10 protein-coding genes and 1 pseudogene are annotated in these 12,283 nt (G+C 65.2%); 7 read left to right on the top strand and 4 right to left on the bottom strand.

Annotated features, from left to right (window positions below; genetic code table 11):
- Positions 1–74: 74 nt before the first annotated feature.
- Positions 75–248 (bottom strand): hypothetical protein, encoded by a 174-nt coding sequence (locus AWB81_RS45715; protein ID WP_159938903.1) that lies wholly within the window; start codon positions 246–248, stop codon positions 75–77.
- Between AWB81_RS45715 and AWB81_RS15515 the strand changes: the two genes are divergently transcribed.
- The 3 genes from AWB81_RS15515 (at position 247) to AWB81_RS15525 (ending at position 1,563) form a co-directional block, all read left to right on the top strand.
- Complete coding sequence (locus AWB81_RS15515) at positions 247–639, top strand: DUF2946 domain-containing protein (protein WP_062636829.1); 393 nt, start codon at positions 247–249, stop codon at positions 637–639. The genes AWB81_RS45715 and AWB81_RS15515 overlap by 2 nt on opposite strands.
- A 98-nt stretch (positions 640–737) precedes the next feature.
- Positions 738–1,100 carry a copper homeostasis periplasmic binding protein CopC gene (gene copC, locus AWB81_RS15520; protein ID WP_062636832.1) on the top strand — a complete coding sequence of 121 codons (363 nt, stop codon included), beginning with the start codon at positions 738–740 and terminating at the stop codon, positions 1,098–1,100.
- Between the two features lie 7 nt (positions 1,101–1,107).
- Positions 1,108–1,563: a copper chaperone PCu(A)C gene (locus tag AWB81_RS15525; protein ID WP_062636834.1), complete on the top strand. Its 456-nt coding sequence runs from the start codon at positions 1,108–1,110 to the stop codon at positions 1,561–1,563.
- Between the two features lie 75 nt (positions 1,564–1,638).
- Here AWB81_RS15525 and AWB81_RS15530 read toward each other — a convergent pair whose 3' ends face one another.
- Entirely contained in the window at positions 1,639–4,146 is a 2,508-nt protein-coding gene (locus AWB81_RS15530; RefSeq protein WP_062637007.1) for a penicillin-binding protein 1A, read from the bottom strand.
- 586 nt (positions 4,147–4,732) lie between these two features.
- On the opposite strand from AWB81_RS15530, the pseudogene AWB81_RS46875 reads away from it, so the two are divergent.
- Positions 4,733–4,961, top strand: a pseudogene (locus AWB81_RS46875) (plasmid mobilization protein); the annotation flags it as partial.
- A gap of 201 nt (positions 4,962–5,162) precedes the next feature.
- Here AWB81_RS46875 and AWB81_RS15540 read toward each other — a convergent pair.
- On the bottom strand, positions 5,163–5,570 hold the full coding sequence (locus tag AWB81_RS15540; protein WP_062636838.1) for a DUF2177 family protein: 408 nt from the start codon (positions 5,568–5,570) through the stop codon (positions 5,163–5,165).
- Positions 5,571–5,848: 278 nt separating this feature from the next.
- Here AWB81_RS15540 and AWB81_RS15545 point away from each other — a divergent pair, with 278 nt between their 5' ends.
- Together AWB81_RS15545 and AWB81_RS15550 are read left to right on the top strand one after the other, a co-directional pair.
- Entirely contained in the window at positions 5,849–6,529 is a 681-nt protein-coding gene (locus AWB81_RS15545; RefSeq protein WP_062636840.1) for a PspA/IM30 family protein, read from the top strand.
- Between the two features lie 121 nt (positions 6,530–6,650).
- Entirely contained in the window at positions 6,651–7,832 is a 1,182-nt protein-coding gene (locus AWB81_RS15550; RefSeq protein ID WP_062636842.1) for a tetratricopeptide repeat protein, read from the top strand.
- A 369-nt stretch (positions 7,833–8,201) separates the two neighbouring features.
- On the opposite strand, the gene glgX is transcribed toward AWB81_RS15550, so the two are convergent.
- Positions 8,202–10,412, bottom strand: a complete 2,211-nt coding sequence (gene glgX / locus AWB81_RS15555) for a glycogen debranching protein GlgX (RefSeq protein WP_062637009.1) — start codon at positions 10,410–10,412, stop codon at positions 8,202–8,204.
- Between the two features lie 416 nt (positions 10,413–10,828).
- On the opposite strand from glgX, the gene AWB81_RS15560 reads away from it, so the two are divergent.
- A complete protein-coding gene (locus AWB81_RS15560; RefSeq protein ID WP_062636844.1) occupies positions 10,829–12,238 on the top strand; it encodes a DUF2252 domain-containing protein in 1,410 nt (469 codons plus the stop codon).
- Positions 12,239–12,283 lie beyond the last annotated feature (45 nt).

Raw genomic sequence — 12,283 nt, forward strand, 5'->3', positions numbered from 1 at the left:
GCGACCGAGTCGTCAAATCCCGCCCTAAACGCTACACCGTTCGATACCTCAAAAAGAACATTAACTGAACGGCATTACCGGCGAGCCGGGCTTTTTGCTTTTCCGGCCTCGCGCGCAATCGACCAATCGACGCCGATTGCAGCCAATCGCCGCCAAATCGCCGCATCACGCGGCATGACCCGGGCGGCGGTCATCGTGCGTGGCATAATCGCCTGCTCGTTCCCCATTCGATGCATCCACGCATTCATGCGTAGCGCCCTGATACGGAAGATCGGCGGTATCGTCGGATTGCTCGCGATCCTGATGACGACGCTCGCCCCTGCCGCATCGCAGATGCTGGAACGTACGCGCATCGAATCGATGCTCGCGGCATTCTGCTCGGCCGAGACGCCAGCCGTATCGAGTCACGGCAACACCGCGAGATCCAAGCACGCCAGCAGCGACGCCGCCCTCGCGCACTTGCAAGCCTGCGGGTATTGCAACCTCGCCTCCCATACGCCCTTCACGCCACCGCCTGCGCACGCGCCTCGCATGCCTGCTTTGGCGGACCCGGCGCCCGTCGCGCGACTGGATACGTTCCAGCGGCCGCATGCGGCCATCATCGCAGCCCAGCCGCGCGCCCCGCCCTCGTTCGCCTGAATTTACCCAGTCTTTCGCGACGCACGCATGAGCCGACATCGGCATCTCGCGCGCACGCCGCTCGTCAACACCTTCCCAACAGGCGGGAGTCAATCGATATGAACTCATCCATCACGAAGCACGGCGCGCTTGCCGTGAGCCTTCTCGTCGCTGCGCAATTCGCCTTCGCGCACGCCGTGCCCAAACAGCAGGACCCGGCGCCCAACTCGACCGTCTCCGCACCACACGAAGTCGCCATCGAATTCGGCGAAGCGCTGGAGCCGTCGTTTAGCAAGCTGGTCGTCGTCGATGCGGGCGGCAAGCAGGTGAACACGGCACCTTCGACCGTCGACGCCAGCGACAAGAAGCACATGAGCGTGGCGCTCGGCGCGCTCCCGCCCGGGACGTATCGCGTGAACTGGACAGCCGTTGCCGACGACGGCCATCGCACGCAAGGCCACTACAACTTCAAGGTCAAGTGAGACTCGCATGAAAAAAATCACCGCCCCTTTCACTACGCTCTGCGCCACGCTCCTCGGCGCGCTGCTCGGCGCGCCGCTCGCTCACGCGGCGAGCCTCTCGGTCAGCGACTGCTGGATCCGCTCGATGCCACCGAACCTGCCGTCGTCAGGCTACTTCACAGTGTCGAACGACGGCGACGCACCTGCATCGCTCGTCGGCGCCGAGACGCCCGCATTCGGCATGGCGATGCTGCACAAGTCCGAAAGCAACGGCAGCACCGCGACGATGTCGCACGTGGCATCGGCGGAAGTCCCTGCGCACGGCACGCTGCGCTTCGCGCCGAAGGGCTATCACCTGATGCTCGAAGGCGCGGGCAAGCCGCTCCAGGTCGGCTCGACGGTCCCGCTCTCGCTTTCCTTCGCCGATCACTCGAAGATCAGCACGACCTGCACCGTGAAGCCGCCCTCCGCGCTCGGCAACTGACCGACGACGCCCAATGAAAAGCGCGCCGCAGTTCACACTGCGGCGCGCTTTTTTGTTGCTGCGGGTCGTCTGCGGCTACGGCTTGCTGAACAGATCCATGATCTGCTTGCGCTCGTCGGCGTTCACGTTCGGCGCCTGCATGCCGCCCGGGCCGATCCCGCCCGATGTCGTCGTCACGGCGCCTGCCGGATCGGCCGCGTCCATGCCGATGCTCGCGATGAAGCCGCTGCCGGGCGTCTTGTCGGCGTAGAAGAGTTCGCCGTCGAAATCGGTGATGCCGTCGGGCTTCGGCATCTGCTGCTGCGGCACGTTGCGCAGCGCGCGCCCCATGTAATCGACCCAGATCGGCAGCGCAAGCTGCGCACCGAACTCCTTGCTGCCGAGCGACTTGGGCTGGTCGTAGCCCATCCACGCCACCGCGACGAGCGAGTGCTGGTAGCCCGCGAACCAGCCGTCCTTCGCGTCGTTGGTCGTGCCGGTCTTGCCTTGCAGGTCGTTGCGCTTGAGCGCGTTGGTCGCGGCACCCGTGCCCTGCGTCGCAACCGTGTGCAGCAGGCTGTTCATCATGTACGCGTTGCGCGGCTCGAGCGTCTGCGGCGCATTGCGGCCGGCCGTCAGCGGATCGGCGCGCGAAATCACCGTGCTGCGCGCATCGGTGACTTCGGCGATCAGATACGGATTGATGCGATAGCCGCCGTTCGCGAACACCGAATACGCGCCGGAGAGCTGCAGCGGCGTGACGAGTCCGGCGCCGAGCGCGAGCGGCAGGTACGGCGGCGTCTTGTCGACGTCGAAACCGAAGTTCTTTGTAACGAACTCCTGCGCGTAACCCGTGCCGATGTACGACAGGATGCGGATCGACACGAGGTTCTTCGAACGCTGCAAACCGGTGCGCATCGACATCGGGCCGTCGGGCTGGTCGTCGTCCTTTGGCTCCCAGGCCTGGCCGCCGGGCGTTGTCGGCGGGAAATAGAGCGGCGCGTCGTTGATGATCGTCGCCGGTCCGAGCCCCTTGTCGAGCGCCGCCGAATAGATGAAAGGCTTGAAGCTCGAACCCGGCTGGCGCCATGCCTGCGTCACGTGGTTGAACTTGTTCTTGTTGAAGTCGAAGCCGCCGACGAGCGCGCGAATCGCCCCGTCCTGCGGCACGAGCGACACGAGCGCGCCTTCGACTTGCGGCAACTGCGTGATCTGCCAGTTGTCCTTCGGGTCCTTTGTCAGGCGCACGATCGAACCGGGCTTGAGCCGCACCGCCGCCGGTGCGTTGCTGCGCAGGCCCGGCGCGGCAAAGCGCAGGCCGTCCCCGGCGATGTTCACCGTCTCGCCGCCGACGAACTGCGCCGTCACCTGCTTCGGGCTCACGGCCGTCACGACCGCGGACTCCAGATCGCCGTCGTCCGGATGATCGACGAGCGCGTCCTCGATGGCCTGCTCGCGGTCGTCGTCGTCCTTCGGCAGGTTCACGAAGCCTTCCGGCCCGCGATAGCCATGGCGCCGCTCGTAATCCATGATGCCCTTGCGCACCGCGCGGTAGGCAGCGTCCTGATCGGCGGAATCGATGGTCGTCGTGACAGTCAGGCCGCGCGTGTAGGTCTCTTCCTTGTACTGCGCGTACATCATCTGCCGCACCATTTCCGCGACATATTCCGCATGCACGCCATACTCGGTGCCCGCGGACTTCGTGTGGATCTCCTCGGCGACGGCCTGGTCGTACTGAGCGCGCGTGATGTAGTTCAGGTCGAACATGCGCTTCAGGATGTACTGCTGCCGGATCTTCGCGCGCTTCGGATTGACGACCGGGTTATACGCCGAAGGTGCCTTCGGCAGGCCGGCGAGCATCGCGGCTTCCGCGAGCGTGATGTTTTTCAGGTCCTTGCCGAAGTAGACGCGCGCCGCGGCCGAGAAGCCGTAGGCGCGCTCGCCCAGATAGATCTGGTTCATGTACAGCTCGAGAATCTGGTCCTTCGTGAGCGCCTTCTCGATCTTGTACGCGAGCAGCATTTCATAAATCTTGCGCGTATAGGTCTTTTCGCTCGACAGGAAGAAGTTGCGCGCGACCTGCATCGTGATCGTGCTTGCGCCCTGCGATGCGCCGCCGTGCATCACGTCGCTCACGCCCGCGCGCAGGATGCCGACGAAGTCGACGCCCCCGTGATCGTAGAAACGGTAGTCCTCGATCGCGAGGACCGCCTTCTTCATCTGGTCGGGGATGTCCTGGAAGCGCGCGAGCGAACGCCGTTCCTCGCCGAATTCGCCGATCAGCACGTGATCGGCGGTATAGACGCGCAGCGGCACTTTCGGCCGGTAGTCGGTGAGCGCTTCGAGCGAGGGCAGGTTCGGCCCCATCACGACGAGCGCATAGCCGATGATCAGCGCACCGATCACGCCCGCGAGCGCGAACAGCCCCGCGAACCACAACGCGATGCGCGCGAAGAACGAGCGCCCTTCGGACTCGTCGCGATAGCGGCCGTCGCTGCGGTCGCTGCGGTCGTTGCGGTCGTCGTCGTTACGGTTGCCGTCGCCGATGTAGTGCCGGACGTCGCGTGAGGGGTTCGAGGAATTCGGTCGTTTGATGATTGGCATGACTTCGATGGTTCGGCGCGTGACTTGGACGCAGTGCTCGCTCAGATGAGCCGGCTGACTGAACCAGTCACGTGAGTCGGTCGCATGAGGCTCGCGGCTTGCGGCCGCGCGCCACGCGCCGCGATGAACTGAACCGCGCGAGCGATGAATGCCGGCGATGGCCGGGCAGCACCGCGCGGCCGCTTTGAGCCGCGCGCGGCGGCAAAGCGCCTTTTCGGCTGCACGCGCAGGGTAACAGCGCATTTTAAAGAATTCGAGCGGACTTCTACGCGAGACGCCCGATTTTTTTGTAAGCAAATCACGCCGATGGTGCGCACGCGCACGGACAGGTTACCCACAGAAACTGTTGAGAGCACTGTGGACAACCGTATGAGAAAATGGCCAAGTCATTGAGCGCGCGCCACTTTTGGCGTGTGCCCCGATTTCGGCGCGAAGCTGCTGTCCACCCACGCCGAAGCACAAAACGATATGATGGATGTGCCGGAATGCGCCGTTGAGAGGTCGAACGAACGTGGCCGGCGATCCATCTTGCGGTAACTTTGTCGCATCGCTTCTTTGCAATCGCCTTACTGTTTGCGAGCCGCTCATGTCTATCAAACCCAGCGAACGCATCGTTGTTTTCGTGACACCCGCGCAGAAACTCGCCATCAGCAACGCTGCCGAGGGACTCGGCATCAGCGTGAGCGAACTCATGCGGCGGGCGGTACTGAATTTCAACGCCACGAGCGAGCAGATCAAGGTGGCCGGTCTCGTCGACCGCTTGCGCGCGCCAAAAACGCCCGATGCGCTCAACGTCGCGCTACGTAACGTCGCGGAAAAAGCCGCCGCGCGCGAGGCCAAGACCGCGGCGGCGAATGCGTCGAAGAACGCGGCTGCGGCGCACATGGCAGCGCTCGCAAAGGCAAAGCCCGAAGCCGAGCCGCCGGATGACGGGGAGAGCGTCGAACCCGGCGACTCCGACGAAGGCGCATCGCTCACGGGCGGACACTCGGAGCAATGAGCTCCGGTGTCATGTGTCACGACACAAAACGCATCGGCACCGCGACCGCTGCGGCCGACGCGGCCGCTGTCGCGAACGCGCCCCACGCGATATCGATGACGACGACCGTCGTGCTCCAGCCCTTCAACGTCGCGAGATTTGTGAGGTCGTAAGTTGCGTACGCGATCGCTCCGAACAGCACGCCATTGATGAGCGCACGCGCCGCACTTGCCTCGGCGAGACCGGGCATCACGCAGAAATACGTCATTGCGGCGAGATACAGCACATAGAACACGGCCGCCGCGCCGAAGTTCGGCCGTTCGAGCAGCAGCGCGCCGATCTCGCGCTGATAGAGACCGCGCCCCACTACCCCGAGCCACAGCGCATCGAGCACGAGAAACACGACGGCCCCGACCGCGAACGCTACGACGAGCATCTTCGACATGATGTTTCCGTTGGCTGATTTCGATAGCGCGTGCGGCTTGCGGCGCCGCTCCTGCCGTTACATTCCTTAACGCTGGGTGCCCGGCCGATTAAGACCCGCTTAAGCCGCATCGTGCTCTAATAGACGACGCGAGAAACAGCATTCGACCCAGGCTGCGCGTCTTATTGAAGCTAGTGCTTGCAATCCGCGCGCCCGGCCCGAACTTACGTGGCGCGGATCGCGCACGACAGCCGCGTGGCAGCCTCGGGCGATCCGCAGCCTTCATCAAGGAGAAACACATGTCGCTTTTGGATTCCATCACGCGCACCGTCAAGGGCCTGCTGAACGACGCGGCCGACACCATGCAGGACCCGTCGCGCGACTCGCGCCAGATCGTGCGCGAACTCGACGACAGCATCGCCAAGGCGGAAAATGCGCTGATCGAGATTGAAGCACAGGTCGCCACGCAGCAAAGCAAGCGCGACGTCGCCGCCGACAAGGCGAAGAAGTACGAAGACGGCGCAAAGCGCGCGCTGCAGACGGGCGACGAAGGGCTTGCCCGCGAGGCGCTCGCCGCGCAGGCGAACGCGGAAACCGAGCGCGACGCGCTCGCCGCGGAACTTGGCACGCTCGAACCGTCGGTCGATCATCTGAAGCAGCAGATCGCCGACATGCGCCAGCGCCGCAACGACCTGAATGCGCGCTCCAGCATCCTGCAGGCGAAGCAGCAGATCGCCCAGGCGAAGGACGTCGCGGCAACCGCGCTCGGCGGCATCGGCGGGAAAAACCTGTCGGAGGATTTCCAGAAGCTCGAAGACAAGGTGCAACTGGCCAACGCCCGCTCGGACGCCCGCCTGAATTCCGCCGACCAGAAGTCCGGCAAGGCGCTCGACGACAAGCTCGCGGCGCTCAACCGCGGCCCGTCGGTCGACGACCGGCTGGAAGCGCTGAAGAAACAGTTGAACTCGCCGTCGCAGTAGGCTTCATAAGGCTGTACCAGGCGGCTCGCGGCGAACTTGTCCGCTCGACGCGCGTCGCACTGGAATGTGTCACCGATTGGGATCGACTGGAGGCGGGCGTTCATCGCGCCCGGCCCGCATCATGAAAAAATTTTTGACGGCTGTTGCGGCGTCGCTGCTCTTCGTCGCTTCGTCGGCGTTCGCGGTGCCCACCGCGCAGCAGATCGAGCAGGCGATGTCGCAGGGCAACTGGCAGAAAGCCGACGCCGGTCTGAGCGAAGTCCTGCAGGCGCATCCGAACAATGCGCACGCGCACTATCTCTACGCGCAGGTGCTCGATCGCGAAGGCCGCTACGACGACGCCCTCTCCCATCTGCGGCAGGCGAAGTCGCTCGATCCCCAACTCAAGTTCACGGACCCGATGCGCTTCGCGGCCACCGAAGCGCGCATTCGCGGCGACGCGAACCGCGCTAACGTCGTCGCCAACGTGCCCGGCGCCGGGCAGCAGGCGAACCAGACCGGCTCGGTCGCGCAAAAGCCGTCGTTCAATCCCGCGCCGGCGCAGGAAAAGCATGGGCCGTCGATAGGCTCGTGGGTCGGCATCGCCGTGCTGTTCGCGGCGATCGCGCTCGTGTTGCGCTGGGGTCTGCGCCGTGCCCGCGCGCGCGACGACGGCCGCGCCAACGACGACCGCCGCACGCAACTGAAACGCGCGACCGAACTGCTCAACGATGTGCGCACCCTCAAGCTCGACGTGCGGCTTTCCACGACGCCCGGTCACGAGGCGTTGCTGAAGGACGTCGAGGGCGTCGAGGCGCAATTGCGCGAGCTGGTCGAGGCGCTGTCGAATGCGAAGAATCCGGTGCCACCGTATCAGGTCGAGGACCTCGCCAACCGCGTCGAGAGCCTGAAGGCGCGCGCCGAGGGACGGCCCGATCCAAACGCCGCGCCTGCTTCGACGCGCGAAAGCGATTCCGTGTACGCGCAGGAAGCCGAGCGTTTCGGACGCAATCAGCAAGGGCCTTACCCGCCTCAGCAGCCTTATCCGCAGCAGCAAGGGCCGGTCATCATTCAGCAAGGCGGCGGAGGTTTCGGCGGCGGCATGGGCGGATTGCTGACCGGTGTGCTGCTCGGTGAGGCGCTGTCGCATGGGCGTGACCGCGTGGTCGAGCGTCAGGTGCCCACGCCCGATAACAACGCAGGCAATGGCGGCAGCGACGGCGGCGACCTCGACTTCGGCAACGGCTCGAACGACTGGAACGACGGCGGTGGCGGCGGAGGTCTGGACCTCGGCAATAACGACGACAACTGGCGCGATACCTGATTCACCTTCGTCGATGTCGGTTTCGAAAGCAAAAAGGCTCCGGTGTGATGACCGGAGCCTTTTTTTATTGCGTGTCGTACGGCGTCGATCCGCGGCTCAACCGCCGCCGAGAAAACGCAACAACGCCCACAGAAACTTGAAGAACCCGACGATGAACTCCCACACGCGCTCCAACTGGTCCCAACCCGCAACGCGCGCGATTGCGTGAAGAATCATGTCGCTGCGCGGAAGCAGGTTCGGGATTGCGTGTTCGTTTCGATCATCGTTCGGAAGGCGCTCGCGTCAAATGGAAAAGCGGGACATGCCGCATCGGCAGCCCCGCATGATAGCGCGTCGAACGAACCTGCCCATCGAGATGGGCCATGCGGCCTATTCCTTCTTTGACGCCTCGCCCTCCGGCTCCACTTCATCGGTGAGCGCTTCCTCCAGCCGCTTGAAGATGCGCCGCGTCGCGCCTCGCGCATGCAGCGCGAAGAGCAACAGCGAGCGCCCTGTCACCTGATACACCGCGCCCGAATCGAAGTCTTCCAGTTCCTCGCGAATCGGCGCGTTGGTATCGATGAGACAGCTCCATTGATCGCTTCCCGGCACGTCGGGCAACGTGAAGTCGACGACATCGTGATGCGCGTTCACGACGAGCAGCAACGTCGCATCCGACGCCGGCCGGCGGATGCCCGTCGCCTGCGCGCGGCCGTCGATGACGAGGCCGAAGCAGCGCATCGACGGATCGTCCCATTGCTCGGGCGTCAGTTCGTCGCCTGTCGGGCTCAGCCACTTGACGTCGGCCACCTGCAGGTCCTCGCGCCACTCGCCCGTCAGGAACCGCCCGCGACGCAACACCGGCAGCGTATGGCGCAGCGTCGTCAGCTTGCGCACGAATTCGGTCAGCGCGCGGCCGTCGTCGTCGATGCCTTCCCAGTCGACCCAGCTGATGTCGTCGTCCTGGCAATACGCGTTGTTGTTGCCCTGCTGCGTGCGGCCGAACTCGTCGCCGGCGAGCACCATCGGCGTGCCCTGCGAAAAGAGCAGCGTCGCGAGCATGTTGCGCTTCTGGCGCTCGCGCAACGTGCGGATCTCCGGGTCGTCGGTCGGACCTTCGACGCCGCAGTTCCACGACTTGTTATCGGAATGGCCGTCGTTGTTGTCTTCGCCGTTCGCCTCGTTGTGCTTGTCGTTGTACGACACGAGATCATTAAGCGTGAAGCCGTCGTGCGCGGTGATGAAGTTGACGCTCGCCCACGGACGGCGCCCGCGGTGATTGAACTTGTCGCCCGAGCCAGTGATGCGCGTCGCGAGTTCGGCGGCAACGCCGTCGTCGCCCTTCCAGAACGAGCGCACCGTGTCGCGATACTTGTCGTTCCACTCGGCCCAGCCCGGCGGAAAGCCGCCCACCTGATAGCCGCCCGGACCGCAATCCCACGGCTCGGCGATCAGCTTGACGCTCGAGAGAATCGGGTCCTGGCGGCAACTGTCGAGGAAGCCGCCGCCTTCGTCGAAGCCGTACGGCTCGCGCCCGAGGATCGTCGCGAGGTCGAAGCGAAAACCGTCGACGTTCATCTCCGTGACCCAGTAGCGCAGGCTGTCGGTGACCATCTGCAGCACGCGCGGGTGCGACAGGTTCAGCGTGTTGCCGGTGCCCGTGTCGTTGATGTAGTAGCGCGGTTCCTCGGGCATCAGGCGGTAGTACGACGCGTTGTCGATGCCGCGAAACGAGAGCGTCGGCCCGCGCTCGTTGCCCTCGGCCGTATGGTTGTAGACGACGTCGAGAATCACTTCGAGCCCGGCCTCGTGCATCCGGTCGATCATCTCCTTGAACTCGGCGACGACGCCCGGGCCGCGCGAGAAGAAACGCGGATCGGCGGCGAAGAAGCCGATGGTGTTGTAGCCCCAGTAGTTGGTGAGCCCCTTGTCGAGCAGATGGCTGTCGTTGACGAAGGCGTGGATCGGCAGCAACTCGACGGAGGTCACGCCGAGGCTCTTGATGTGCTCGATGACTTCCTGCTGCCCCAGGCCCTCGAAGGTGCCGCGCATGTGCTCGGGCACGGCCGGGTGGCGCTTCGTGTAGCCGCGCACGTGGGTTTCGTAGAAGATCGTGCGTTCCCACGGCACGCGCACGCGCGTCGCGTGGGTCCAGGTGAACGACTGGTCGACGACCTGGCACTTCTGCATGAACGGCGCGCTGTCGCGCTCGTCGAAGGTGAGATCGTCGCCGTCGGCGTTGAGCGTGTATCCGAACACCGCCGGGTCCCACTTCAGCTCGCCGACGTGCGCCTTCGCATACGGGTCGAGCAGCAACTTGTTTGGATTGAACCGATGTCCGGCCTCGGGCTCATAAGGCCCGTGCACGCGATAGCCGTACACCGTGCCCGGCTTCAGGCCGAACACGTAGACGTGCCACACTTCGTCCGTGTATTCCGGCAGTTCGATGCGTTCCAGTTCCTTCTCGCCCTTCTCGTCGAACAGGCACAGTTCGACCTTCGTCCCGTTCGCGGAAAACAGCGCAAAGTTGACGCCTTCGCCGTCCCAGGTGGCGCCGAGCGGAAACGGCGAACCTTCGGCAATGCGGATATCGTTCGGCATGTGGTGGTGTTTCTCGGTGATGGTGATGCGCCGCATCCGTGTTGACCGGTGCGGCAGCTAAACGGACTTGAGGAGCCACGCGCGACTCCCGAGCGGGTCGATTCAAGCAGGTTGCATGCCCGAGCACGCATCGGCCGCCGGGGCGATGCAGCGGCCCTGGTGCAGCGTGGGCCGATTCGCATCGCCGCGCGCAATGGCGGTGCATGGGTCTCAGCCTGCTGCCGACGTCCGGCGAGATGGCCGACGCGCGGCGTTCGCCGGCGTCGCCTCGCTCATCATCCGCTGCCGGTGTAAAACCTACATGTCGAAAGCGACGCGGCAGATTGCGCTCGGACGTGGCGCAGGTCGTGCTTGCCGCCCGCTGAGGCGACGTCACATACCGCATTGCCACGGTACAACGACCCGAGGAGAACCGCTTGCCCACGCACCCCAACCCGACGAACGATTCGTCGCCAGGCCAGCACGCATCAGGCGGCACCGCCGACGAGAGCCGCGCGGCAGGCCGCACGCTGCGCGACGCAGTCCCCTTCGACGCTCACGCCGACTGGCACCCCGCAGCCGGCCGCCCGGACCCGGTCGATCGCGTGCTCGCCAGCAACGCGGGCCGACAGGAGCGGCTGATTCCGCTGCGCATGGCGCGCATGGCCGAATCGCCGTTCGCGTTCCTGCGCGGCTCGGCGACCGTGATGGCGTGGGATCTCGCGCAGTCGCCCTCGATCGGCCACAACGTGATGATCGACGGCGACGCGCACGTCAGCAATTTCGGCCTCTTCCGCACGCCGCGCCAGGACGTCGTGTTCGATCTGAACGACTTCGACGAGACCATCGTCGCGCCTTGGGAGTGGGACCTGAAGCGGCTGACCGCGAGCTTCAACGTCGCGGCGCGCGAGAACGGCGTCGACGCCGAAGGACGCGCTCGCGCGGTGCGCTCGGCGTGTGCCGCCTACCGCACGACGATGGCGGAACTCGCGCAGGTGAGCCCCTACGACCTCTGGCAGATGCGCTCGTACGCAAGCGCCACGCACATCGACGCCCCGACGCACCTGAACGCGGCCGAGCGCGCGACAATCGAAAAGACGGTCGAGCGTGCGATGAAGCGCTCGCACACGACGATGCTCGCGAAGGTCGCGGAACCGACCGGCAAGAGCTGGCGCTTCAAGGACGATCCGCCGATCCTCACGAAGCTCGACGCGGCCGAGCGCAATCATGTCGTCGACGGGCTGAAGGCGTATCTGCAGACCATCGCGGGCGAGTGGCGCATGATGCTCGAGCGCTACGACGTCGCGGATGTCGCGCATCGCGTGGTGGGCGTGGGCAGCGTCGGCATGCGCGCGTATCTCGTGCTGATGATCGGCCGCGCGCTCGGCGACCCGCTTTTCATCCAGGTGAAGGAAGGCATCGTTCCGGCTGCGGCGCCCTTCGTGCCGCCGCTCGACGAGCCGTTCCGCCATCAGGGACGCCGCGTCGTGCACGGGCAGCGCCTCTTGCAGAGTTCATCGGATGCGCTGCTCGGCTGGACGACCATCTCGGGCCGCGACTTCTACGTGCGCCAGATGAAGGACATGCGCGGCTCGATTCCGGTCGACTGGCTGCATGGCGCGACCTTCGACTTCTATGCGTGGTGTCTCGGACTGCTGCTCGCGCGCGCCCACGCCCGCACCGGCGACGCCGCGCTGATCGCGGGCTATTGCGGCAGTTCCGACAAGCTCGATGCCGCCTACGCCGGATGGGCAGAGCGCTACGGCACGCAGACGGTGGCCGACCACGCGGCGTTCGTCGCGGCGATCGCGAAGGGACACATCAAGGTGGCGCCGCCGGAGAAGTAGCCTCGTCCGGATGGCCAGCCGGGAAAAAACCGCGCACGCCACGCG

The organism is Caballeronia arationis, from assembly GCF_001544975.2.
Lineage (GTDB): Bacteria > Pseudomonadota > Gammaproteobacteria > Burkholderiales > Burkholderiaceae > Caballeronia > Caballeronia arationis.

Excerpts from the sequence above, each read along its gene's own strand:
- AWB81_RS15515 (WP_062636829.1), top strand. The coding sequence starts at position 247 with ATGCGTAGCGCCCTGATACGGAAGATCGGCGGTATCGTCGGATTGCTC.
- AWB81_RS45715 (WP_159938903.1), bottom strand. The coding sequence starts at position 248 with ATGAATGCGTGGATGCATCGAATGGGGAACGAGCAGGCGATTATGCCA.
- copC (WP_062636832.1), top strand. The coding sequence starts at position 738 with ATGAACTCATCCATCACGAAGCACGGCGCGCTTGCCGTGAGCCTTCTC.
- AWB81_RS15525 (WP_062636834.1), top strand. The coding sequence starts at position 1,108 with ATGAAAAAAATCACCGCCCCTTTCACTACGCTCTGCGCCACGCTCCTC.
- AWB81_RS15530 (WP_062637007.1), bottom strand. The coding sequence starts at position 4,146 with ATGCCAATCATCAAACGACCGAATTCCTCGAACCCCTCACGCGACGTC.
- AWB81_RS15540 (WP_062636838.1), bottom strand. The coding sequence starts at position 5,570 with ATGTCGAAGATGCTCGTCGTAGCGTTCGCGGTCGGGGCCGTCGTGTTT.
- AWB81_RS15545 (WP_062636840.1), top strand. The coding sequence starts at position 5,849 with ATGTCGCTTTTGGATTCCATCACGCGCACCGTCAAGGGCCTGCTGAAC.
- AWB81_RS15550 (WP_062636842.1), top strand. The coding sequence starts at position 6,651 with ATGAAAAAATTTTTGACGGCTGTTGCGGCGTCGCTGCTCTTCGTCGCT.
- glgX (WP_062637009.1), bottom strand. The coding sequence starts at position 10,412 with ATGCCGAACGATATCCGCATTGCCGAAGGTTCGCCGTTTCCGCTCGGC.